Source organism: Roseibium sp. LAB1 (assembly GCF_054658235.1).
This window is the reverse complement of record NZ_BAAGIB010000002.1, coordinates 279,967-302,326: the sequence shown is the minus strand read 5'-3', so window position 1 is coordinate 302,326 and position 22,360 is coordinate 279,967. Positions and strand designations below refer to the sequence as shown.

The 22,360-nt window shown below is 56.2% G+C and carries 21 protein-coding genes, 1 tRNA gene and 1 pseudogene; 15 read left to right on the top strand and 8 right to left on the bottom strand.

The window, feature by feature from the left end:
- Nucleotides 1-128 precede the first annotated feature (128 nt).
- The 3 genes from ACYQ54_RS11380 to ACYQ54_RS11370 all read right to left on the bottom strand — a co-directional run bounded on the left by ACYQ54_RS11380 (nt 129) and on the right by ACYQ54_RS11370 (nt 4,852).
- The gene (locus ACYQ54_RS11380) at nt 129-2,441 is read right to left on the bottom strand and encodes an arylsulfatase (protein WP_460082223.1); all 2,313 of its coding nucleotides are present in this window, start codon (nt 2,439-2,441) and stop codon (nt 129-131) included.
- 507 nt (nt 2,442-2,948) lie between these two features.
- Nucleotides 2,949-4,115 carry an MFS transporter gene (locus ACYQ54_RS11375; protein ID WP_460082221.1) on the bottom strand — a complete coding sequence of 389 codons (1,167 nt, stop codon included), beginning with the start codon at nt 4,113-4,115 and terminating at the stop codon, nt 2,949-2,951.
- Nucleotides 4,115-4,852, bottom strand: a complete 738-nt coding sequence (locus ACYQ54_RS11370; protein ID WP_460082220.1) for an SDR family oxidoreductase — start codon at nt 4,850-4,852, stop codon at nt 4,115-4,117. Before ACYQ54_RS11370 ends, ACYQ54_RS11375 begins: the two co-directional genes overlap by 1 nt.
- A 100-nt stretch (nt 4,853-4,952) precedes the next feature.
- Between ACYQ54_RS11370 and ACYQ54_RS11365 the strand changes: the two genes are divergently transcribed.
- The 6 genes from ACYQ54_RS11365 (at nt 4,953) to ACYQ54_RS11340 (ending at nt 10,230) form a co-directional block, all read left to right on the top strand.
- Entirely contained in the window at nt 4,953-5,561 is a 609-nt protein-coding gene (locus tag ACYQ54_RS11365; protein ID WP_460082218.1) for a TetR/AcrR family transcriptional regulator, read from the top strand.
- Nucleotides 5,562-5,848: 287 nt separating this feature from the next.
- A complete protein-coding gene (locus ACYQ54_RS11360) occupies nt 5,849-6,529 on the top strand; it encodes an amino acid ABC transporter permease (protein WP_460082215.1) in 681 nt (226 codons plus the stop codon).
- On the top strand, nt 6,526-7,236 hold the full coding sequence (locus ACYQ54_RS11355) for an amino acid ABC transporter permease (protein WP_460082213.1): 711 nt from the start codon (nt 6,526-6,528) through the stop codon (nt 7,234-7,236). The genes ACYQ54_RS11360 and ACYQ54_RS11355 overlap by 4 nt, the downstream gene beginning before the upstream one ends.
- Before the next feature lie 39 nt (nt 7,237-7,275).
- Nucleotides 7,276-8,064 carry a transporter substrate-binding domain-containing protein gene (locus ACYQ54_RS11350; protein WP_460082212.1) on the top strand — a complete coding sequence of 263 codons (789 nt, stop codon included), beginning with the start codon at nt 7,276-7,278 and terminating at the stop codon, nt 8,062-8,064.
- A gap of 109 nt (nt 8,065-8,173) precedes the next feature.
- Nucleotides 8,174-9,718, top strand: coding sequence for a glycosyltransferase family 39 protein (locus ACYQ54_RS11345; RefSeq protein ID WP_460082210.1), 1,545 nt, complete (start codon nt 8,174-8,176; stop codon nt 9,716-9,718).
- Between the two features lie 35 nt (nt 9,719-9,753).
- A complete protein-coding gene (locus tag ACYQ54_RS11340; protein ID WP_460082209.1) occupies nt 9,754-10,230 on the top strand; it encodes an N-acetyltransferase family protein in 477 nt (158 codons plus the stop codon).
- Nucleotides 10,231-10,234: 4 nt separating this feature from the next.
- Here the strand turns inward: ACYQ54_RS11340 and ACYQ54_RS11335 are convergent.
- From ACYQ54_RS11335 to ACYQ54_RS11325, 3 genes and pseudogenes are all read right to left on the bottom strand, one after another.
- Nucleotides 10,235-10,513 (bottom strand): annotated as a pseudogene (locus ACYQ54_RS11335) (hypothetical protein); the annotation flags it as partial.
- A gap of 150 nt (nt 10,514-10,663) precedes the next feature.
- Nucleotides 10,664-11,092 carry a DUF2147 domain-containing protein gene (locus tag ACYQ54_RS11330; protein ID WP_460082207.1) on the bottom strand — a complete coding sequence of 143 codons (429 nt, stop codon included), beginning with the start codon at nt 11,090-11,092 and terminating at the stop codon, nt 10,664-10,666.
- A 159-nt stretch (nt 11,093-11,251) separates the two neighbouring features.
- Complete coding sequence (locus ACYQ54_RS11325; protein WP_460082205.1) at nt 11,252-11,674, bottom strand: DUF2147 domain-containing protein; 423 nt, start codon at nt 11,672-11,674, stop codon at nt 11,252-11,254.
- A 570-nt stretch (nt 11,675-12,244) separates the two neighbouring features.
- Here ACYQ54_RS11325 and ACYQ54_RS11320 point away from each other — a divergent pair.
- Entirely contained in the window at nt 12,245-12,484 is a 240-nt protein-coding gene (locus ACYQ54_RS11320) for a hypothetical protein (RefSeq protein WP_460084759.1), read from the top strand.
- 111 nt (nt 12,485-12,595) lie between these two features.
- Here ACYQ54_RS11320 and ACYQ54_RS11315 read toward each other — a convergent pair whose 3' ends face one another.
- Nucleotides 12,596-13,375 (bottom strand): DUF930 domain-containing protein, encoded by a 780-nt coding sequence (locus tag ACYQ54_RS11315; RefSeq protein WP_460082202.1) that lies wholly within the window; start codon nt 13,373-13,375, stop codon nt 12,596-12,598.
- A gap of 485 nt (nt 13,376-13,860) precedes the next feature.
- Here ACYQ54_RS11315 and ACYQ54_RS11310 point away from each other — a divergent pair, with 485 nt between their 5' ends.
- The 4 genes from ACYQ54_RS11310 (at nt 13,861) to ACYQ54_RS11295 (ending at nt 16,153) form a co-directional block, all read left to right on the top strand.
- Nucleotides 13,861-14,115: a hypothetical protein gene (locus tag ACYQ54_RS11310; RefSeq protein WP_460082200.1), complete on the top strand. Its 255-nt coding sequence runs from the start codon at nt 13,861-13,863 to the stop codon at nt 14,113-14,115.
- Nucleotides 14,116-14,267: 152 nt separating this feature from the next.
- Nucleotides 14,268-15,032 carry a hypothetical protein gene (locus tag ACYQ54_RS11305; protein WP_460082198.1) on the top strand — a complete coding sequence of 255 codons (765 nt, stop codon included), beginning with the start codon at nt 14,268-14,270 and terminating at the stop codon, nt 15,030-15,032.
- Nucleotides 15,033-15,037: 5 nt separating this feature from the next.
- A complete protein-coding gene (locus ACYQ54_RS11300) occupies nt 15,038-15,601 on the top strand; it encodes a hypothetical protein (protein WP_460082196.1) in 564 nt (187 codons plus the stop codon).
- Between the two features lie 6 nt (nt 15,602-15,607).
- Complete coding sequence (locus tag ACYQ54_RS11295) at nt 15,608-16,153, top strand: hypothetical protein (RefSeq protein ID WP_460082194.1); 546 nt, start codon at nt 15,608-15,610, stop codon at nt 16,151-16,153.
- Between the two features lie 39 nt (nt 16,154-16,192).
- Here the strand turns inward: ACYQ54_RS11295 and ACYQ54_RS11290 are convergent, their stop codons facing one another.
- Nucleotides 16,193-16,873 (bottom strand): SOS response-associated peptidase, encoded by a 681-nt coding sequence (locus ACYQ54_RS11290; RefSeq protein ID WP_460082192.1) that lies wholly within the window; start codon nt 16,871-16,873, stop codon nt 16,193-16,195.
- Nucleotides 16,874-17,001: 128 nt separating this feature from the next.
- Between ACYQ54_RS11290 and ACYQ54_RS11285 the strand changes: the two genes are divergently transcribed.
- From ACYQ54_RS11285 to ACYQ54_RS11270, 4 genes are all read left to right on the top strand, one after another.
- On the top strand, nt 17,002-17,706 hold the full coding sequence (locus ACYQ54_RS11285) for a hypothetical protein (RefSeq protein WP_460082190.1): 705 nt from the start codon (nt 17,002-17,004) through the stop codon (nt 17,704-17,706).
- 319 nt (nt 17,707-18,025) lie between these two features.
- A tRNA-Ser gene (locus tag ACYQ54_RS11280) sits at nt 18,026-18,115 on the top strand.
- 385 nt (nt 18,116-18,500) lie between these two features.
- The gene (locus tag ACYQ54_RS11275; RefSeq protein ID WP_460082188.1) at nt 18,501-20,828 is read left to right on the top strand and encodes a multiheme c-type cytochrome; all 2,328 of its coding nucleotides are present in this window, start codon (nt 18,501-18,503) and stop codon (nt 20,826-20,828) included.
- Nucleotides 20,825-22,342 (top strand): hypothetical protein, encoded by a 1,518-nt coding sequence (locus tag ACYQ54_RS11270; protein ID WP_460082186.1) that lies wholly within the window; start codon nt 20,825-20,827, stop codon nt 22,340-22,342. The genes ACYQ54_RS11275 and ACYQ54_RS11270 overlap by 4 nt, the downstream gene beginning before the upstream one ends.
- Nucleotides 22,343-22,360 lie beyond the last annotated feature (18 nt).

Sequence of the window (22,360 nt, the reverse complement as noted above, 5' to 3'; positions counted from 1 at the left end):
AGTGCTGAACTACCTAGGCCTCCGGGCTGAGGCTGAATTTCCCCCTCGCACCGCGTCCATCGTTACGGCAGTCGTAGGCTGGGCCGCGGCAGGGCATTTGCTCTTTTTGCCGCGGCCCGAAATTGACGCTACTGCAATTCCACGCTCACCTGCTTGATCGTGCCTGTGAACGCAAATGGCGCTTCATCCCTGTAGACAGGAGTGACCGTTGCTCCGAGGTCCATTCCAATGTCCAGCGTCTCGGTTGCAGAGTAGCGGGACGGAACGACTTTCTCGATATCACCGCTTGCAACCTCGATCCCGTCCACGAGGAGCGTCGCCGTGCCGCCTGTGATCTCCTTCCCGGGCTCGAAAGGAAGTTGTTCATAGACCATCGTCACCGTGTGCTCACCCGGCTCCAGCGGTTCCTCTCCTGCGACCCGATAGAGGTCCTTGCCGAAGAAATTGAACTCATACACCGGAACCCCGTTTTCGAGATACAACGTGTATCCGGCCGACGACCCGCCATTCGCGATGAGTACGCCGCTTGCGCCTCCTTCAGGAACCTCGATCTCGGCTGTGATCGTATGAGAGCGCTGATAGGCTGGAGCCGCGCTGCCTTCCGGTATGCGTGTCGTTCCCGGCGCATAGGTGAACACGTCTCGACCGCGGGTCACTGACGGGCGTTCGGGGTTTCTGGCACGATCAGAGAAGCGGTCGTCGAGGGGGTAGACCTGGAACTTTTTGGCCTCTTCGTCGAACATCGCCTGAAGCTCGGCGAGCTTCTCGGGGTTCTCGGCAGCGACGTCATGTGCTTGCGAGAAATCTTCCTCGATGTTGTAGAGCTCCCAGGTGTTGTCGTCGAAACCGACTGAGCCAGTCAGCTCCCAGGGTGCGCCATGGAACGACGCGGCGACCCAGCCGTCATGATAGAGCGCGCGATGCCCTCCGGTCTCGAAATACTGTGTGTGCCGTGTCCCGGGAGCATCGGCATCGGCAAAACTGTACTCCATGCTGACGCCTGCCATGGGCGTCTGCTTGGTGCCGTTGACCACTTCGGGCTCTGGAACGCCGACGGCCTCGAGGATCGTCGGGGCAATGTCCACGGCGTGATGGAACTGTGTTCGGATGCCCCCACCGTCGGTGATCTTCGCCGGCCAGCTGACAACCATGCCATTCCGGGTTCCACCAAAATGCGAAGGCACGCGCTTCATCCACTGGAACGGCGCCGAGCCCGCCCACGCCCAGCCGACAGGGTAGTGGTTCTCATGCAGCGGGCCGCCTATCTCGTCCATCACGGGAAGCTGCGCTTCGACCGTGTCCGGAACGCCGTTCTGGGTCATCATGTTGTTCAGCGTACCGGTGACGCTGCCCTCGGCGCTGGGGCCGTTGTCCCCTGCCACCAGGATGATCAGCGTATTGTCTGCCCCGGGCAAAGCATGGACCTTGTCGATAAGGCGTCCGATTTCATAATCTGTCTGGGCCAGGAAGCCGGCAAACACTTCCTGATGTCTACTGTAAAGCCGCTGCGCGTCGGCGTCGAGCGTGTCCCAAGCCTCGATTTCTTCCGGTCGCGACGTCAGGTCTGTATTTTCGGGGACAACACCGAGCTCCTTCTGCCGGGCGAGCGTCTCTTCGCGGACCGCGTCCCAGCCCTGGTCGAACTGACCAGAGAATTTGTCGATCCATTCTTCACTGACATGCAGCGGGGCATGAACTGCGCCCGGAGCGAAATACATGAAATAGGGCTTGTCAGGCGCGATGGATTGCTGGCGATCGAGCCAGGCGATGGCGTCGTCCACCAGGTCGACGTTGAGGTTGTAGCCTTCCTCCGGGCTAAGCTCCGGCTCTACCGGGATCGTGTTCCGAAACAGCTGTGGATCCCATTGGCTGGTCTCACCGCCCTGGAAGCCGTACCAGTATTCAAAGCCAAGGCCGGTCGGCCAGTGATCGAATGGCCCCAACGGAGAGGTTTCCCAATCGGGCGTGTTGTGCCATTTGCCGAACGCGGCGGTCGAGTAGCCGTGATCCTTGAGGATCTCTGCGATTGTGGCTGTCGAGCGCGGCCAGATGCTGTCGTAGCCCGGATAGCCGGTGGACAGCTCGGTAATCGTGCCAAAGCCACTTTGGTGGTGGTTGCGCCCGGTGAGCAGGGCGGCCCGCGTCGGCGAACAGATTGCGGTGGTGTGAAACCGCGTGAAACGCAGGCCCTCTTCTGCAAGGGCATCCATGGCCGGGGTTGGAACCGGCCCGCCGAATGTGCCGGGCTGCCCGAAGCCGAGGTCGTCGATTAGGACGACCAGGACGTTGGGAGCCCCCTCAGGTGGCGTTACGGGTTGTGGGTAATCCTGTGTTGAACCTTCAAAGGTTTCCGTAATGACCCCACTGAAAGGTGCTGGTGGCAGTGGCAACACACTGCCGTCCCGCGGCGTATCTTGTGCGCTGGCCGCTGATGCTGACATGATGAGCGCAAGGACAGCAGCCCCTTGAGTAGCACGTCTGAAATGGAATGGCTGGGTCATAGTCTTGCCTTTGCAGTCATCGAGCAAAATCCTGACGCAGGGTAAGATGCAATCAATGCGTGTGGAAATACGTTTCTAGTCATTGTTCCTTCAAGCGGAACTGTGCTCGTCTGGCTGGCAGTATTGTCGTGGGTTACCAATGCGAGGCACACTGGCTCAATTCTGCGCCCATTCCATCGCCGTGGTGCAGGTGCAGCGAACGGAAGGAAGGTCCGCACTACGGTCATACGCACTGTGCCAGGTGTGGCCAGACGGTGCGAGTTTGAAGCGCCGGAATGAGACCCCTGGGTGTCTTCTTCTCATTCGCAGCTTGCAAGGTTGTCACTTGCAGGCCTGCGTGGCAGGACCTTGGTCCCGACAGCCAACTGAGGCTGATCAGGACGTGTCCACAGGAGTTCAGCGGACACGTCCTTGAGGTTGCACCTGGTGTCCGCTGTCTCGCATGTATCAGAGACGGTCCGCAACCTCGTGCGCTGTCGAGCGGAACCGCTTGGGCAGCGCCGCGAGTATCATGACCGTCGCGATGCAGGGTATTGCAAACAGAGCTGTGGTTGCGCTCATCGATGCTACGCCACCCGTCTCAAGCATCCATCCGCCCACGAATGTGCCGAGCGCAATGCCGACATTGGCGGCTGCAATGTTCATGGAGGCTGCAAAACTCTTGTGATCAGGCCCAGCCGTCATCACGCGCACCTGCGACAGTACGAAGCCGGCGGCGTGGGCCATCCCCCAGGCGGTCAGAACAACAATCAGAATCGGAGCAGGAGCATTCGCCAGAAAGCCAAAGACCATGGCGCCGCCAGCAACAAACAACGGCACGGCAATCGCACCAGCCAACGCATGGTTGGCTGTCCGTCCTCCGATCCAGTTTCCGGCAAGACCGGCGGCACCGAACACCAGCAAGGCGATGGACATCTGGTCTCCTTCAAGCCCGGCATTGGCCAACAGGCTCGTGAGATACGCATAGCCGGCGAACATTGCTGAAAAGACGCAGACAGACAGAAAGAGCTGACACAGAAACGACGGACGGCGCAGCAGGGAAAGCGCGCTGACTGTCTTTGCCTGGAGTGGTGGCAGACGAAGCCTCAGGTTGGCAACCAGAAGGACCACTGACAACAATCCAAGGCCTGCGACAGGGGCTTGCCAGCCAAACCTTTCTGCAAAGAATGTTCCGCAGGAAGGTGCCAGAACGACGCCAAGTGTAACGCCGATATACACTTTCGCGACACCTTTGCCGGGGCCATGCACTTGGGAAAGATGGGAGCTGGCGAAGCTGATATAGACCGGCAATGCCGCTCCCTGAGCGACCCGGAGAGCGGAGGCAAGCTCGAAATTCGGCAATACGATCAATATCAGGTTGGCGGAATTGGGCAGCAGCATCCAGCCGAGGACCTTCGCCGGAGATGTTTCTGACAGATAAGCAGAAAGAAACGGCGCGGCGAGGGCGGAGCCGATAGCAAACCACGTCACCAGCCAGCCGGACTGCGAGGGTGTCATGTCCAACTGGGCCGACATCGCCGGGGCAAGACCGATGACGACGAACTCCGTCGCCACCAGCACCAGTGCCGACAGCCCTATTGTCAGGGTTGTGGCGTTGGAGGAACTTTTTACCATCAGGCGTTGGCACCATTATCGATCAACCAGTCTGCTCCAGTAACAGACTGCGCTGCGTCTGAGGCAAGAAAAGCCACGACATTGGCGATTTCTTCAGGCTGTGCATAGGCTTGTCGTGCCATGAGGGCCCGTTGCCCGTCGGCAAACGGGCCGTCGGCGGGGTTCATGTCCGTATCGGTGGAGCCAGGGTGCACAGCGTTCACCGTTATCCGCCGGGAGCCAAGATCTCGTGCAAGCGCATGCGTCAGTCCGGAAACGCCGGCCTTGGTTGAGCTGTAGGCCACCAGCCCGGGCATGGGGGCCTGGGCCGCAAGATTACTGCCGATCGAGATCACCCTGCCACCGTCTGGCATATGTGCGACTGCGGCTTTGGAAGCTACGAACACAGCACGTAGATTGACCGCCACCGATGTGTCGAAGTCTTCCAGCGACATCTGATCGACCGCCCCGACAAGAAACACGCCGGCATTGTTCACAAGGATGTCGATCTTTCCAAAGGTGTCTGCCGCCTTGTTGATGGCGCCCCGCAGATCATCGGCCCTGCTGTTGTCGGCACGAATGGCCAAGCCCTTGCGACCAGCCTTTTCGATAGCGGCGACCGTGCGCGCAGCTGCGTCTTCATTTGACGCATAGCTGATTGCGACATCTGCCCCATCCTCGGCCAATTTGCGCGCGATTGCAGCGCCGATTCCCCGGCTACCGCCTGTCACAAAGGCTGTTTTTCCGTTCAGTGTCATGGCTGAGACCTATTTTGTAGTGATTGATACAAAATTAGATGGACTGCTTGTGTTCACGGGTCAAGTAATTTATTTATCGATCGATACAGAAAGGGTTTGAATGGCAACGAGAGGCCGTCCGAGAAAATTTGACCGGGAAGAGGCTCTTGAGCGGGCGATGCGTGTTTTCTGGTCGAAGACCTACGAGGGAACATCGCTAAGCGATCTGACATCGGCCATGGGAATTAACACGCCCAGCCTTTACGCTGCTTTCGGCAGCAAGCAAGAGCTTTTCCGCGAAGCCCTGGCTCACTACGTCGAGAACTATCACAACGGTATCTGGACCGGTTTGGACGAAACTCCCTCAATTTTCGATGCGGTCCGGACCTTCCTGACGCGCTCTGCAGAAGCCTATTGCATGACCGGACAACCACCTGGCTGCATGGTCGTACTGGGAGCTCAACACAGTTTGACCGAGGACCAGTCCGTTCCGGCGGGCTTAAGTAAGATGCGGAAGAACAATCTTCTCCAACTGCAGGCACGCATCGAGCAGGCAAAGGAGGAAGGTGAACTTCCCGGTGACTTCGATACCGCAGCCGCGGCAACGATGCTCTTCTCGATGCAAACCGGAATGTCGGTTCTGGCCCGTGATGGCGTGTGTGAGGAAGCCTTGCTTGCAGCCGCCGATCAATGTGTCGAGGCCTTCAGGGCCATGGCAACCCGGACCTGATCCGCGCAGCCCACGGCGCCAGCCTGTGCCTTGCAATCGAATGCTGCAGACCGCACAGCAATTGGTCGCTTACCTGTATTGCCGTGTTGCAAGGTTGCTTTGCCCTGTAATTTTGCCCAATACCGAGGCAAATGCCTCCATTGTTCGCTTATAGTTATAGTGTTGTGGCGAGCTCTCCGCGAAGACCTGCAATTCTCTCCTTTGGCACAAGCCTTGCTCTTCAGATGCTGGTTTGAACCATTGGAAGTTTTTCATGAAGCGCGGCCTTGTTTCTCTGGTTGGTATCAATGTCCAACCTTAGATTTTTCGAGATCTACCGGAATCCGGAATATTTGTGGCTTCTCGCCAAGGGCGCACTGATCAGCGCTGTACTGACAATCGGCGGCGGTATCCTCGGATTTCTGCTGGCCGTGCTACTTGCTGCTGTCCGCCATTACAGGGTTCCGGTTCTTGCCCAACTGGCGGCGGCCTATGTGGAATTCATCCGCAACACACCGCTGATCGTGCAGATGTTCTTCGTTGCCTTCGGGCTGCCTCTGCTTCTTGGCTATCAGTGGCCCTTCTGGGCCCACGCGCTGCTGGCGCTTTCGATCAACTTTTCCGCTTATTTCGCCGAGATCCTGCGTGCGGGGCTGTCTTCACTCGGTGCCGGACAGACGGAAGCCGCCGATGCGCTCGGTCTGCCGCGCTGGCTCAGTTTCGTGAAGGTGTGTCTGCCTCAGGCGGTTGCCGCCATGTATCCCTCGCTCAACAGCCAGTTCATCTTCCTCTTCCTGACGACCGGCATCATTTCGGAAATCGGCGTCACCGACCTGACCTGGGCAGGCCTGTTCATCGACAGCCGGAATTTCCGCTCGTTCGAGATCTTCTTCACGCTCACGATCATCTATCTGCTGATGTCGCTGGGTTTCAAAACCCTGCTGGCGCTGCTGCATGACCGGCTGTTCAAATGGAAGGTGGTTCGATGAAAGAGGTCTTCATCGCCATCCTCGGCAAACCATTTGGAATTGTCCTGTTCCAGCTTCTGGAAGCGACCCAATACACAGTCTATCTGTCGCTGATCGCATTCATCGGTGGTGGTCTCATCGGTGTGTGTGTCACCGCAGCGCGGGTTTCGCCGGTCAAGACACTGCGCCGGATCTTCACCGCTTACACATGGCTGTTTCAGTCCGTCCCCTTGTTGATGCTGCTGTTTCTGCTCGGGCTGGGCATTCCGCATCTGTTCGAGATTCAGGTCGATCCATGGCGCGCAGCCGGCATTGCGCTGACGCTCTATACCAGCGCCTACCTGGCCGAAGTCTGGCGCGGTGCTCTGACAGCGATACCGTCAGGCCAGCACGAAGGCGGCAAGGCGCTGGGCCTGACCTTCGCCCAGATCATGCTTCTGATCATTCTGCCGCAGGCGTTTCGCCTGGCCATTGCACCCACGGTCGGCTTCATGGTGCAAATCATCAAGGGCACGTCGCTTGCCTATATCATCGGTTTTCATGACTTGATGACTGTCGGCAAGCGCTGGGCGAATGCGCCCGTGCCGGGTACTCAGCCCTTTGTCATCTATCCGCTGATGGCGATGATCTATTTCTCACTCTGTTTTCCACTGTCTGTGTGGTCGCGGCGTCTGGAAAGACGCCTGGGGTCCGCATCGTCCAAAGGTGGGGCTGCGGCCGCCGCCTGACAAATCGCGCTTGAAGAACAACCGAAGGAGGGTCGCGTAATGTTGAAGAGATTTCTGGGGCTGACTGGCTTGGCGGTCTCTGCCGCCTTGATGATTGCAAGTCCTGCATCTGCAGAGCTGAAGGACATTCTGGAAGCCGGTAAAATCAAGATCGCTACACCGGAGAACTTTCCGCCTTTCGGCGCCCTTGGCAGCGAAGGCGAATATGAAGGCTACGACATCGATGTCGCCAAGATGATCGCGGAAGACCTCGGCGTCGAGCTGGAGCTGGTGCCCGTCACTTCCAAGCAGCGCATTCCGTTTCTGGAAACCGACAAGGCCGATCTGGTGATTGCAACGCTGGGCGCCAACCCGGAGCGCGCAAAGTCGATCTGGTTCTCTCACGCCTATGCCCCGTTCTTTTCCGGAGCCTTTGCCAAGCCTGACGTCGCAGTGTCGACCATCGACGATTTTTCCGGCAAGAAAATTGCCGTGACCAGCGGCACGCTTGAAGATCTGGCAATCACGGCCGATGCGCCGGAAGATGCCGAAATCATCCGGTTTGGCGACAACGCTGCCACTATTGCGGCCTATGTTTCAGGCCAGGCCGACGTCATCGTGACGGGCAACATGGTTGCCCTCGGAATTTCCAACGACAATCCGGACTTCAATCTGGAAAACAAGTTCATCATCGCCAACTCGCCGTCCTTCATCGGCGTGAAGACGGGCAACATCGACCTGCTGCAATGGGTCAATGTCTTCGTTCTGCACAAGAAGCTGAACGGCAAGCTGGACGAGTTGTCGAAGAAATGGCTGAAGACACCGCTCCCACCGCTTCCCGCACTCTGAGGATTGCCGGCCAGGGAATGGAAACGCGCGGTACCAAGCCGCGCGTTTTTTGTTTTCACGAGGGAAAATGCGAGGTTACAGGTATCTGAAAATCTAGTATCCCCCTGCCATGATGTTTCGCAGTTCGACCGCCGGGACAGGGCCGGCTCCGTTTTACGCAACGCCCGTTGGAGTCTGGGCCATTGTCGCCTTCTGGGGACTCGCGCATATCCTGCTCAGGGCTCTGAACACACCCGTGCTCGGCACGGACGACATGTTCGAAAACGTTCTGGTGCAGACACTGGAGCCCGGCTACATGCTGCGGCAGCCTCCGCTTTATGAGTGGCTGCTCTGGTCTTCGCAGCAAGTGTTCGGCCCCACGATCTGGGCAGCGCTTTTCGTCAAATACACCCTGATCTCGATTGCCGCGCTGTTTCTGTTTCTGATCGCGCGCAAGGCGATTCACGACACCCGCCTTGCTGCCCTGTGTGTCTTTTCCTATTCGCTCTTCTACCAGTTCGGCTGGAACCTTCATGAAGGCGTCACCCACACGGTGGTGCTGACCGCCGCCTGCGCCATGAGTGCCTTCTTCTTTCTGAAGGCACTGGAGACAGGGCGGCTCGGCTACTATGTGCTGTTCGGCATGGCGGCCGGGGCAGGGTTGCTTGGCAAGCACTCTTACCCGATTTTCGTGCTGGCGCTGATCCTGGCCGCAGCCAGCGACCCGGCCTTGCGCGGCCGGCTGCGCCTGTCCGGCCTGGTTCTGGTGCCGTTTGCAGCAGCGCTGATCTATAGTCCCTATGCCTATTGGATCCTCAACGAAGGATTGAAGCTGCTGGCATCCGTTTCCGACACAATGGGTGTCAGTGCTGAAACCTCACATCTGATGCGTGCCGGCGAGGGGCTTGGAAAACTTGCCTTCGGCCTCGTCGGCTTTTCCGTTCCGCTGGTTCCACTGTTGCTGCTGCTTTTCTGGCCGCGTTATCTTGGTCGCAAGCAGCCTGAAACACCTGCCGTCAGCGACGCGGCCTGCCTGTGCGGGCGCACGGTTTTCGTGATGGTCCTGCTAACCGCCCTGATGATCGCGATCACTGGTGCAACCTACGTCAAGGAGCGGCACATGCATCCGCTGCTTCTGCTGTTGCCGGTGTGGCTGTTCGCCGATCTGGAGCGCTTCGGTTTCGAAAAACAGTGGCGCTGGCTGACGGCCGTGGTTCTGGCAGTTGTCGCGATTGCCTTTCTTGCCCGGGGGCCTGGATTGGTCGCGCCTGACAAGATCTGGTGCGGCGGCAAATGCCGCCACATGAAGCCCTATGCGGATCTGACGGAACCGCTCACAGAACTGGGGGCCGCGGACGCGACGCTGATTGCAGACGATGGTTACACCGGCGGCAACCTGCGGGTTCTGTTCCCCGGCGCGCGGCTGGTCACCAAGGCCATTCCGGCCAGAACCCCACCGCGCCAGAGCTGCTTCTTCATCTGGGAGGAGGGGGACAAGGAACCTGAAACAGCCGCGGCAGACCGCTTCAGGCAGGTGGCATTCTGGGATGCTGCCGAACCGCTTGAGGCAACCTATCTCACTGGCGCTTGGCCGCATATGTGGAAAGCGCCCGGCTGGCGAATGACCTGGTGGGGCGTTGCAAAACTCCCGCCGGAGGCCGCCATCTGCCGCTGACCATTTCCTTTATCGAACAAAGATGCGAACCAAACATGTCGGATAAAGTGTCTCCTTCCGTCTCGATCGAAAAAGCCCGCCCGGAGCACCTGCGCGAGATTGTCGCCATCATCAATGCGGGCGCGACCAGTGTTCGCAAGGACAGGGAATTTGACGACTGGCAGGACTACCGCCCGGCATTTGATGCACTTGTCGCCGCACCCGAGTGCGATATCTACGTCGCGCTTGCAAAAAGCGGAGAAGTGGTCGGCACCTTCCAAATCCATTTCATGAAGGGCCTCGCCTTTCAGGGGCGCCCCAGGGTGGAACTGGAAAGCGTTCACGTGCGGGCAGACCAGCGCGGCACCGGTGTCGGGCGGCTGATGATGGCAAGGGCTGAAGACCTGGCACGGCAGGGCAACGCCTGCATGGTGCAACTGACGTCGAACAGGGAACGCGAAGGCTCTCATCACTTCTACAAGCGCCTTGGCTATGACCAGAGCCATTTCGGCTACAAGAAGATGTTCGTCTGAGCCTTCAGGTATCAGTCGGTGTCTGGATCGGCGTGCCCTGATGGAATCTCAGTTGCCAGGCACCGTTGCGCATGCTCCAGATCGAACTGCGGTTCGCCCGTTCAACCTCACCGCTCTCGCGGCGGATTTCGCTGACATAGGTCACGAGGACCGAATGTGTGTCGATCACGGTGAACGTCAGCCGGGGCAGGGGCAGGCGCACATCAATCGGCCGCGCGGCACTTGTGGGCAGGATCAGGTCTTCACGTGGGTAGACACGGCCGGATCGGCCAAACTCGAAAAAGTCATCCGCAAAATCCGGTCCATCAGAACCGGGTCATAACGCGTGTCCGCCCGCCAAAGGCTTTCCTCCAGCCTGGTCAGTGTTTTGACATCTTCTGGCGAGAGGCTGGTGTCAGGCATGGCTTCGGGCGAACCTTGTGAACTGGTGATGTCAGTCGACCCGTCGCCAGGTTTCCTTCTCGCACATGTTGAAAACAACACGAACGCAACCCTGGACCTCCAGTGCGGAAGCGTTTTTCCGGCGCACGGTTGCATCAGCGCTGAAACCGCGCCGCGGGTCGTAGACCCGGCCTTTCCAGCTGTCCTTCTGCGGGGCAAGTCGCCAGAGCACAGTCAGGCCGAGCACCTTCCGCTTGCGCTTGCTCTCATCCTTGTTGTTGAGGTCCGGCGTGGTTTCCATTGAATGGCCCTTGGGCGCCGGAAACCGGACGATCTTGCCACAGGGCACCTTGCCGCATTTTTCAATCTGGATGACGGCACCGGCCGGTGTTTTCCACTTGCCATTGATGTCTGGCGCAGCAGCAGCCTGGCCACTCGCACCTGCGAGCAGGAGCGCAAACAGACCGGCTCTGGAAAACAATTTGCTGACCGGAAAAGCAGAAACAAAGAAAGAAACAGGAACCACGATTATCCCCCGCCACAATGCTGGTGCCGACTGCGCCACAATCTCTGACCGGCAATTGCGACGGAGGAAAGGCCAAATCGACTGATTTGGCGATTTCAGGCTTTGTTCAGCCGACTATTGCACCCGTTTCCAGGTTTCGCCCTTGCAGATGAGGCCTCCCATCACGCAGCCTTCCAGCTTCAGGGCGTTGGCGGAGGTCAGCTCGATGAAACCGGTGTATGTCTTGCCGTCCTCGGCGTTATAGACCTTGCCCTTCCACTGATTCTCCTTTTCGGTCGGCTTCATGGCCTGAACGATCTGAACACCCAGTAGCGGACGGTCCCGCTTGGCGGCCTCCGGGTTCTTGGTGTCGTTGCGCGGTTCCCGCAGCCAGATCAGCTTGCCGCACAGGGAGCTGCCGCAGGAGCTGATCCGGATCTTGGAAGCCCCGTTCGGGCGCTCCCAGTCGCCTTTCGCGTCGCCCGCGAAAGACACCGTTGCCGATGTCGTGATGAGGGCGCCCGCCAGAAGCGCGGACGACAGAATGGTCTTGAGCATATGTTCCTCCCAAAGCGGAATGCCTTCCGTTTACGGAAAGGGAATGTACAGACCAGGAAACGTGCTGAAAAGCCGTCACCCAACGTCAGGTGAGCCCATTTTCGTTGTTTCGCGGAAAAGAGGCACCTGCGCGCAACCGGCGTTGCCCGTGGCAAGACAAAGTCAGGCAAAGAGATGTGGAAACGAATCCATGGTGAACAGAAGGTTGATCCGCCTCGTCAAATTTTCGGAGAATATGATTGATTGAAAAGGGAAAATCGCAACCATATGCTTACCGCGATATGAATTTCAGACTTATTTAAAATTTTGTTCGCATTACGTTAAACCTGAATTTTAACGCCCCTTTTAACTGCTGCTGATGAAGTAGAGATCAAGAAGCAACGGGGAAAGCTTCACGAAAGCTTGTGTTTCTTAGATCGGTCCGTGGCCAGCACGTGTGCCCAGAAGCGGGACCGGTTGGCAGTAGGGAACAGGAACGGTGGATCCAGAAGGATCAGGTCCGTTCCGCAGACGTCAGACAGACGACGAAAGGGGAGTGTTATGGCTCGTTTTGAAATGCACTCGGCCGATATGGCCATCATGGGCGAAAAGCCGGTTACCGCGGACATCCTGTTCCAGATGGGTCTGGACAGCGCTTGCGGCCGTCACGGCATGACCGACCTTGTCACCGCGCACAAGTGGTTCAACATTGCCGCTCTCAAAGGCAACAGGGATGCAGCGCGTTACCGCAAGGAAATCTCCGGTGAAATGTCGACTTCCGAGATTGCCGAAGCTCAGCGCTCGGCTCGTGAATGGCTGTCGATGCATTGAACCGGGTGAGGTCTGCCGGCCGAACGGCACCTGAACCGGAATTCACAACCTGACGCGGCAGCTCAGTTTTCTGCCGCGTCCAGTTCCCGACCCTTGCCGCGACCGATCCGGTCAATGGATAGGTGCCAGACCGTATTCGTCCCAGAGCGACCGGTCGATTGGTGCACCAAGGGCATATTCGAACCCGCTGACGATCTTGCCGCTGGCGTCCAGCCGGCACCGATAGGCGATTTCGTACCAGACCCGGTTGCTTCTGAGCGCACCGGCGGGCACGACAATCATATCTTCCTTTTGAAACGAATTGCGAAACGCATGCGGCGCAAGCCGTGTCGGTTTGAACCCCGGCCGTGCATGGCGTACCTGCTCCATCGCCTCAAGCGCGCAAATCTGCTCGCGCCCGTCTTCACTGGTCAATGTCGGAAGAAACTCGCGTGCCTGTGCGGAACGTGGGTCGTTCAGGACGTCATTCGCAAAATATGCATTGGCGGTAACCCATTCCTGTTCGGGCTCTGCTGCCGAAGAGGGAGGCGCTGTGAGCGCCGGCAAGCTGGCACTTGAAGAGGAAGGCTGGGCTGGGGCGGCTGTCGAACCGGAAGCCGGACCGGACAAATTTGGCTGCGGAACCGCCGCCGTTTGCGGCTGGTTTTCTCCGATTTCATCCACAAACGGTTCCGGCATGGATGACGGCAGAAATTCCGGAATAATTTCGACCGAGACAGGCTCGGGTGGTTCCGGCAGGACACTCCGCCATAGGGCCGCATCGTTCAACACGGCATAGAGTGCAAGGTGCAGCCAGAGCGCACAGATCCACGGAAACCGTTCCGCGACAAACCGTGTCAGATGCGTCGGAGAGGCGAGCTCGGCTATGGCACTTCTCCGATACCCGGGCAAGTTGAAGAGTGCCTATCGCACCAGAGGACTGCGGCTGAATTATGAAGGGGAAGGCGGGAACTCGATCTGTTACCACGGAGAACTGCGGGCCAGGCAATCATCATGCGAGAAGGGGTTGAAACTTTCTGGTAGTGCGATGAACAGTCTCGGGAAAAACGTTCCCTAACCCAACAGCCGGGCAGAAGCCGCAGCACAGGAGTTGGAACACTATGTTTCGACCGTTGGGGATGGCTACACTTTGCAGCCTGATCTTTTTGAGCGGTTGCGAACGGCCGCCGCATTGTCGGCACAGGTAGAAGCATCCAGGGAGTTGCCGGGCTATCCGGACGACTGCCGGCGGATAGAAGCGTCTGGCGTACAGATCGGGGAACCGTTGGACGTGGCCTTGATCCGGACAGACCAGGCACTTGGCCGCGCTAATGCCCGCGTGATGCGCTGCGGCCGGTGGAACGACGAAATCAAAGAGGGCTACGCAGGGGCGTGCAGTGAACAAAGATCAGATACGGGAAGTCACCCGCGAAGGTGGCAAAAAAGGCCGCCGGGAAGCTGCTCAAGAAGTGCTGAAGGCGCTCGGCGTCGATATCGAGAACACCATCGAAGCGCAGAAAGACATGCATTTTCTGCGTGATGTGAGAAAAGATACGTCCAGCGTCAAAGGCAAGGTGATCAGCACCATTGTGGGGGCGCTGGCGTTGGCGGGACTTTACAAGCTGTTGTCTGGGATCAGGTGGGGACCGTAGCAACAATTTTTTCTACCAAAAAGTTGCCAGACTTTTATCATTTTTGAAAACTCAGTGTTGCATGCTAATGGTCGAGAAATTTTTCTTGATCGGCTGAAGCTTGCACGTTGGCAGACCCAACACGATATTAGTTTGATCACAAGAGGGGATTGGTGATTTTGTTTGGCGCCCGAAGTGTTCGTTTTATCTGGTTTCCAGAAAATGTTGAAAGCCTTTCTGCCTCCAAAATTTTTACAAGTTATGTGGGGTCGGAGCCGGATACTTTTCAAATGAATAAAGTGCCTTCACCGTCCAAACCGTTCTTTAGCCTTGCGAGCGGTTTTGTAGATGGCACAGAGTACAACGTTAGAGTTAATCCAGGTCGAATTGATTTGGTTGCAAAAGGGCAATCAGAGGCAAAGTTCGAGCAGGAGAGGCCATCTGTAATTGTATTATCAGAAGCTCTTAACAAGTTCTCAGATTGGTTAGATAGCGATGGTATGGCGCAGATTGGTGATGTGACACGCGTTTCCATCGTTGCAACTTTAGCTATTCCCTGTTCGGACCAGAAGGCTGCCAACCAAAAGTTTATTGATCTATGCGGTATTCCGATAAAGTCTGAGAATTTGTCCGATTTAATGTTTCAGATCAATAAAAGGAAACATATTTGTGACGATGTCGCAATAAATCGAGTTGTTAAGTACAATGTTGAGGAAACTCAATTCTATGCTGTTCAGTACGATAACGATAGCGGAACAGAGCTTTCTTCTACTCCATTGTCTGATAAGCGCTATTCTGTTTTAGTAAGTCTGGACTATAATACGGTTCCTTCGGGGGTGAAGTACGTAACTGTCGAGCAAAGGTCCTTACTCAAAGGCCTTCTAAGTGAATTGCAAGCATCTTCGGCAGATCCTTCGGTCAAGAAACTCGAGGAATAGGAACAATGACTGATCGTGAAAATCTGAGCATAACCGATTTTGATGAGTCTGAGCTTGGTTCGGCAATGAAAAAGGTTGCAACAGTTTCTTCTTCCTCAACCGGTGATCCTGAAAAATACATGATGAGTGTTGAGGGGAAGGCGTTCAATGGCCGTACTGAGCGTAATCCGGTGTTTTCCAACTGGCAAACGTCTTTATACGGGGACCTTTTTCAAGCCATTTATACGATGAGTGAATTGCCCGAATTTGACCAAATGCACCTGGAGCCAGACGTTGCTAAGAAAGCATCATTGGTGTTGGGGTTCTTGAAAGAACAGCTCAAAATGGAGCCGCCGAAAATTATCAATCAAGATCGCGAAGCCCTTTCTTTTACCTGGGAAGGTGGCGATTTCAAACGTTACCTAACGGTTGCAGAAGATGAGATTGACTTGATGCATCTTTCTTTGCCGCGCGTAGTACGTTGTGAGCAGATCTTATCAGAAGGTGTAGATATAGATTATAAGTCTATATTAGAAAATTTGTCCGCGAACACGCGATCGACATCAGTTGATGTAGACTTGGAAGATTGATGAAATATGCAAAAAGACGATTTGATTAGCAGGGTTGCTATATTTCCCAAATTTGTAAACGAAAATATTTTTGATTTTGAGCAGTTCTTCAACTTTCAATCCAATGATGACAGGAGCATGTATATATCTTCTGTTGTTTCAAAATTCATAATGAGGTGTGAGGATAGAATTCATGAATATGGATCTTCCGTCGCACAGTCCGCAAATCGGCGGCTAATTAGTCAGTTCGGAGAACATGTGCCTTCGGAGAAGGTAAATTATTACGTTGGATATTATGATATTCGATACTGTGACGCGATAAGTCCGGATTTGATGTATTATTCAATGCAGATTAAATGGCGTCCAGAAAACGACTGTGATGCGCATTTCCAGATTGAAATGGTGCAAAAGCCTAATTGTTTGGGTTCTAAACGCGAAAAGCGAAATGACAGGACCATTGGAGTTCACTCGCTCTCGAAAGCTTTGCGAGGTCCCACAAAAGCGCCATTTCCCATCGATAGCAGCCCTGCAAAAATTTTGGATTTGTTACCTGATACACCAAACGGAGTATGATCAGGAGACGAAGGGGCTCTCAGAGTTGGTTGGATTGACTCACAAAGATGTCGCCAACACGTTGGTAAGACCCGGGGTATTCCCCGACTTTGATGAATTCACTTCTCGTCCAACTCGGTAGAACTCAAACTCACTTCCACGATTTTTTGCAAGTAGTTCCTTCGCATCGAAGACCGACGTATTATGATCAAGCCAAGCGTCATATACCGTTTTATCAAGTACAATGGGCATACGGTTGTGCACCTGACTGATGGGCTCAACAGCAGGAGCAGTCAGGATCGTACACGACGTCACATCAAGCGCTTTGTTGTAGGCCCATAGACCGGCGAAAGAAAATGGCGCCATGTCCGGCAGGTGAATGAACCAAGGGTCCCGGCCGCCGTCTTCTCCCTTTGTCCATTCATACCAGCCATCGGCGGGGATTAGGCACCGGCGGGTCTTATACGCATCACGAAACGCCGGCTTCTTTTCCGCATCTTCCGAACGCGCATTAAACATTGGGTACTTACTCTGTAGCTCCTTCGCCCAATGTGGGACCAACCACCACCGACCATCTGAAACAGCTTGGTTTCCATCGTTGTCGAGATAGACGAAAGGCACGTCCTGGGTGGGCGCTATGTTGTAACGGGCCTCGGTGTTCCGCTGCAGGTACTTGTCATTCAGCCGGTAGAGGCGAACGATTTCCCGCCAGGGGCTTATGAGGGTGTAACGGCCGCACATTTATCCGGCTCCTACTTTAGAATTCAGTGCCCGATTGAAGTTACGGTTTCAATTTTATAGTTGCAAATCTCCATGCTAGGTTGGCGGTCGCTTATTTTTGCACTCAATCATCGCTGGGGGCGAAGGCAATGGAAGAAACTATCAAAGAATTAGAAGCCGAAATCACCAGATTGCGCGAAAAAGTTCATTTCTTCGATAAAGTGTTTTGGGCGGTAATCGCCGTAGCTGCGATATTTGGGATATCCGGCGCATGGGGTGTGACCTTAGTAATAAATGCGCGAGATACTATTGCTAAACTAGATCAATCGGTTGCGGTTGCTGAGTCTAGAATAGATGGACTTCAGAAAACGATAGATGAGTCCGAGCGGAAAATAACCATGTCTGTATTCAATGCTTCGGCGCAAATTGAAGAAAGAGGGAGGGTAGTTCAGAGGGAAACCGAAAGAACAATCTCAGAAGTTGTAACTCAATTAAATTCGGCGAAGGAAAATTTATACGCGGATCTTGATAAATATAAAGCCCAAGCGACAGGAGAAATCAAAGAAGAACTTCGAGAACATTTCGAAAATTTAGTCGAGCAGGAATTGAAAGGAATGTTGAGCAGAGTGGATGTTATTCAGGAAGATCTGAATATATTGAATAGTTACAGAGATAGGCTGAGTAAGTTGGAGAAAGAGCAATCGTCTTACTTGAAGGTCGGAGAGTCGATTAGACTTAGGGGGCAGAACGGGTACTTGTACAACACACAAAGTAATGTGGTTGTGCGTAGTTTTAAGAATAACAAACTACTAGAATCGACGCCGTACCACTACCTATGGGATGTAGAGCGGTAGCTAACTCGTCGCTAGGGGCCGAGATTGCTATTTTGAGGTTTTGATATTTGTTCTCACCATAGCTACTAAGCATCGAATCTTAGTGGTGGTGGAAGCCGGTTGAACTCGTTAGCCTTTTCTGCAGATCGCTCTTCCGTCAGCGCCCAGGGAACAAATCAGAACCAAACCGTCGGGGTTTTGCAGAAATCTCTCTGCAATTCCTTATCTGTTCTCTGCATGTTCCTGCGGGAAGTTGCCGGGATGGTGTGCGTGGAAAACCTTCGTCGGAGTTGAAAAAGGGCTTGCTTCCCAAGGCTTCGGGCACTAAACGGGACTGACCGGAGAGGTGGCCGAGTGGTCGAAGGCGCTCCCCTGCTAAGGGAGTAGACGGGCAACCGTCTCGAGGGTTCGAATCCCTTCCTCTCCGCCACTTTCCTTTCCCCATCATAAAAACCCGTCTTGTCTGTCCTGCGTGTGGGTTGGAGCGGTCGCATGTTTGCGGCAAAACGAAGTCTTGTCGTGAGATTTCATCGCGCGGAAACGGCACCGCCAGAGTTCCGTTTTGGACGGGTCGAATGTTGCTGGCAAAGCCGCTGAAACAAGTCATTTCCGGAAATCTGAAAGCGCCAGCTACGGCCAGGACAGTGCCGTCTCGCGCGGTCTTGCGAGGCCTTTTGCGGGTCGGCCTGGGCAAAAATGGGGCAAATTTGTGAACAGTTTTCTTTTGATGTTGTCCTGTGGTTTCCGTAGTGTGATTTTGTATTGGGGGATCGGTGTAAGCGATGGCCTGAGAACATGTTTTGTGTGGATCTGGAATGTCGCGTTTTTCGGAATTTTTTCGGCCGTTTTTGAAATATCTTTTCGGAATACTCATTCTTTCCGGCGCTGACGGTATTGATCGTGCTGCCGCTTTTTCAGATGAATTTCGGCAGTATCACCAGCAATGGCTGCAGTCGGGCGATGTGCGGGCGCTTGTCGACTTTGTGTCACAGCTCGAAGATCGCGATGAGACCGGAAGCCGCCTGCTCCTGGCGCAGGCCGCGCAGAACGATGACCTGCTGACGCCTTCCAGTGACGGACTTGCAGAAGAAGCGCCGGCCGAAGACGCGGTCTCGGACGACACGCTTTTGTCCGACAGCGATGACGACCTGTTGCCGTCTGATTCCGGCGGCGACGATCTGCTGACTGCAGAAGAGCCTGACGGCAGCCTTGCTTCCGAAAGCGACGATCTTCTGGCCGGTGATGATGCTCCGGCGAATGGCGATGATCTGCTCGCCGGGGAGGATTTGCTGGAAGGAGACGATCTGCTGGCGGGGGAAGGGGCCGATGTTTCGGGCGATGACCTGCTGGCCGGAGACGACGATCTTCTTGCCGACGATGACCTTCTGACCGTTGGCGATGATGACGACCTGTTGAGCGGCGGTGGAACCGGGCTGACCGAGACCGTTGAAGGCAAGAAGAAGGAAGAGACGATCCGGCGAACCGCCAATGCCGAACATGAAAAGCTCTTCCTGGAAAGCAAATATCCGTCCGCGAACACCTGCGCGACCTGTCACCCTGGTCAGTACGAACAGTGGTCCGTTTCCCAGCATGCCTATGCGCAATTGAGCCCGATCTACATGGCGATGCAGACCACCATCAACATGAAGACCAGCGCGACCAACGGCGATTTCTGCATCCGCTGCCATAACCCGGTGGGCATGAACATCGGCGAATCTCTTTATGTTTCCAACCTGAAGCGCAATCCGACCTCGCGGGAAGGCATCACCTGCGTTGCCTGTCACCGGGTCAGCCGGAACTACGGAAAGATCAGCGGGCGGTTCGCGCTCGAAGAGGGGGATGTGTTCTCGCCGGTCTACGGTCCCAAGGGCGGCGACGAGCTGAAGCGCGTCCTGAACACTCCTGAGGAATACCGGGTGTCGCAAAGTCGGGATGATCCGGGCCGCAGCATTCACACCGAGGCGAAGCCCTTCTTTGCGCTCACCAAACCCGGGTTTTGCGGCACATGCCACGATGTGACGCTGTTCAACGGCTTCAAGCTGGAAGAAGCCTTTGCCGAATACAAGCGCTCTCCGGCTGCCAAGCGGGGCGAAACCTGCCAGGACTGCCACATGGGCAAGGTCCAGGGAGTCGCCTCCGGCTATGACTATGGCCCGGCGGCGATCGTTGGTGACGTGCCGACCCGAAATCGCAAACTGACCAACCACATGTTCGCAGGACCCGACTACTCGATCATTCATCCGGGCATTTTTCCGCACAATGTAGAGGCGGCGGAGTTCAAGACCCTGGCGGAATGGCTGCAGTTCAATGTCGGTGCCGGCTGGGGAACGGACAAGTTCGAGGACAACGTCAAGGACGGCTACAAGTTTCCGGAAGCCTGGTCGTCCATCGATGACCGCTATGACGGCCGCGAGATCCTGGATACCCAGTTCGAGCGTCTGGAAAAGGCACGTCAGGCACGGCTCCAGGTGCTGCGCAACGGCTTCAAGCTGAGCGACATCACCATTGTCGACAATACCAGCCGGGCTCTCAAGTTTTCCGTCGACGTCAGCAGTGGCACGGATGGCCACGGTGTGCCGACCGGGTTCGACGCCGAACGGCTGATTTTCCTTCAGGTGACGGTCAAGGACAGCAAGGGCAATACGGTCTATGTGTCCGGCGACCGCGATCCCAATGGCGACGTTCGTGATGCCCACTCGCTTTACGTACACAATGGCGAACTGAAGCTGGACAAGGACCTGTTCAGCCTGCAGTCCAAGTTCGTGGTCCGGTTGCTGCGCGGCGGTGAACGCGAACAGGTGCTGGCGGTGAACACCTCGACGGACGTTCTGCCGCTTGTGCGGCCGGAACGCCGGGCAACCACCATTTACGGCCGGCCGCGTGGGGCCAGAAAGCACAAGCAGAACCTGGAGCCGGGGGCGAGCCGCACGGCGACCTACGCTGTTCCCGCCGACGTGCTGAAGCCGGGTGAGCGGTATTCGATCTCGGTGAAACTGATTTCACAGATGGTGCCGGTCAATCTGATTGCGGCCATCCAGGGCGCGGGCTTCGACTATGGCATGAGCCCGGCCGGGATCGCGCGCAAGGTGGTGCAGGGCAGCTCCGTTCTGTGGACCCGCAAGGCGAGTGTCGTGCTCAAATGAGAAATCAGGCAAGCAGCAATCGGTCGGGGCGGATCGGCGCGTGGGCGTTCACAACAGTAGCGGCGGCTGCACTTCTTCTGCAGGCGGGCTCACACGCCCGGGCAGCAGGCAGCGCCCTGAGCGACGACCCTATTCCGATGGTCACGGAAGCGGAAGTCCGCAAGCATCAGGAAGACAGCGGCGGGCCTGCACCCCTGATTGCCGGTGACCACCATTCGAGCGAATTGAGCACGGATGCGGTTCCGATTATCGCGGAAGACGAAGAACTGGTTCCGACACCGCCTATCTTCCAGCGTGGTGAGAAATTTCTCGCCAGCGGCAACCTTTCGCCCGGTATCGAACTGCCAACCGGGGCGATCTGGCAGCCGGCGCTCTGGGTGTTCGGCGATGCTCGCACGGCCATCGGCCATTATGCCAACGGCCTTGACGATCCGCGCCAGTTCTGGGCAAGCCGCATCGACATCTTTGCCAATCTGAAACTGACACCGACCGAGCGTATCCTTATCGGGTTCTCACCCCTGACGGAAAAGCGCCGCAACACGGGTATTCTCTATACGGATGAAGGTGGCGTTGAATATGTCAACGGGCTCAACCCTTATGTGACGACACTGTTCTTCGAGGGCGAATTCGGCGAGATTTTCCCGAACCTTGACCCGGACGACAACCGCAATTTCGATTTCGGCTTTTCCATCGGCCGTCAGCCCCTGTTCTTCCAGGAAGGCATGATGATCAACGACAGTGTCGACGCGCTTGGCATCACGCGGGACACGATTATCATTCCCGGACTGACACCGGACCTGCGGGCAACCGGTGTGTTCGGCTGGAACAATATCCGCCGCGGCGACAACGAACTCGACGACAGCGCCTTCCTGCTTGGCCTGTTCACGGAAGCCGACTTCCGCAAGAGCACGGCCAACCTGGATCTTGCCTATGTCATCAGCGATGAGGACGAAGGCGGCGATGGCTTCTATTTCGGGGCTTCTGCCGTGCAGCGGTTCGGGCTCTACAACACGGCATTCCGGATCAACACCTCGACGGCGATCGAAAAGCGAGGACCCGCCGTCGACAATGGCGTGTTGTTGTTTTCGGAAGTCTCGCGAACCGTGATCGCATCGGAAAACGTCGTCTATGCCAATGCTTTCTGGGCCATCGGCAACTACACGTCCGCTGCCCGTGACAGCCAGACAGGCGGTCCGCTTGGTCAGGTGGGCATCCTGTTTGCCGCGCCGGTTGTCGGTCTGGGCGGATCCGCTCTCTCCAACCGGGCGGACAGTGTTTTTGGTGGGTCGATCGGCCACCAGATGTTCTTCAACGAAGACAAGACACAGCTTGTTCTGGAAGTCGGTGGCCGGAAGGACACCGACGGCAGCGACGCCGGAGTGGTCGCGTTTGGCGGCCAGCTCTTGCATGCCCTCAACAACAGGAGCAGCATTCAGGTCGACGGGTTTGTTTCCGCCGGTCAGGACCGGAAGGCGGGGACAGGACTGCGAATGGAATTGAGAACGAGGTTCTGATGGGAAACATCGGCTCAT

Excerpts from the sequence above, each read along its gene's own strand:
- ACYQ54_RS11380 (WP_460082223.1), bottom strand. The coding sequence starts at position 2,441 with ATGTCAGCATCAGCGGCCAGCGCACAAGATACGCCGCGGGACGGCAGT.
- ACYQ54_RS11375 (WP_460082221.1), bottom strand. The coding sequence starts at position 4,115 with ATGGTAAAAAGTTCCTCCAACGCCACAACCCTGACAATAGGGCTGTCG.
- ACYQ54_RS11370 (WP_460082220.1), bottom strand. The coding sequence starts at position 4,852 with ATGACACTGAACGGAAAAACAGCCTTTGTGACAGGCGGTAGCCGGGGA.
- ACYQ54_RS11365 (WP_460082218.1), top strand. The coding sequence starts at position 4,953 with ATGGCAACGAGAGGCCGTCCGAGAAAATTTGACCGGGAAGAGGCTCTT.
- ACYQ54_RS11360 (WP_460082215.1), top strand. The coding sequence starts at position 5,849 with ATGTCCAACCTTAGATTTTTCGAGATCTACCGGAATCCGGAATATTTG.
- ACYQ54_RS11355 (WP_460082213.1), top strand. The coding sequence starts at position 6,526 with ATGAAAGAGGTCTTCATCGCCATCCTCGGCAAACCATTTGGAATTGTC.
- ACYQ54_RS11350 (WP_460082212.1), top strand. The coding sequence starts at position 7,276 with ATGTTGAAGAGATTTCTGGGGCTGACTGGCTTGGCGGTCTCTGCCGCC.
- ACYQ54_RS11345 (WP_460082210.1), top strand. The coding sequence starts at position 8,174 with ATGATGTTTCGCAGTTCGACCGCCGGGACAGGGCCGGCTCCGTTTTAC.
- ACYQ54_RS11340 (WP_460082209.1), top strand. The coding sequence starts at position 9,754 with ATGTCGGATAAAGTGTCTCCTTCCGTCTCGATCGAAAAAGCCCGCCCG.
- ACYQ54_RS11325 (WP_460082205.1), bottom strand. The coding sequence starts at position 11,674 with ATGCTCAAGACCATTCTGTCGTCCGCGCTTCTGGCGGGCGCCCTCATC.
- ACYQ54_RS11320 (WP_460084759.1), top strand. The coding sequence starts at position 12,245 with ATGGCCATCATGGGCGAAAAGCCGGTTACCGCGGACATCCTGTTCCAG.
- ACYQ54_RS11300 (WP_460082196.1), top strand. The coding sequence starts at position 15,038 with ATGACTGATCGTGAAAATCTGAGCATAACCGATTTTGATGAGTCTGAG.
- ACYQ54_RS11295 (WP_460082194.1), top strand. The coding sequence starts at position 15,608 with ATGCAAAAAGACGATTTGATTAGCAGGGTTGCTATATTTCCCAAATTT.
- ACYQ54_RS11290 (WP_460082192.1), bottom strand. The coding sequence starts at position 16,873 with ATGTGCGGCCGTTACACCCTCATAAGCCCCTGGCGGGAAATCGTTCGC.
- ACYQ54_RS11285 (WP_460082190.1), top strand. The coding sequence starts at position 17,002 with ATGGAAGAAACTATCAAAGAATTAGAAGCCGAAATCACCAGATTGCGC.
- ACYQ54_RS11275 (WP_460082188.1), top strand. The coding sequence starts at position 18,501 with ATGTCGCGTTTTTCGGAATTTTTTCGGCCGTTTTTGAAATATCTTTTC.
- ACYQ54_RS11270 (WP_460082186.1), top strand. The coding sequence starts at position 20,825 with ATGAGAAATCAGGCAAGCAGCAATCGGTCGGGGCGGATCGGCGCGTGG.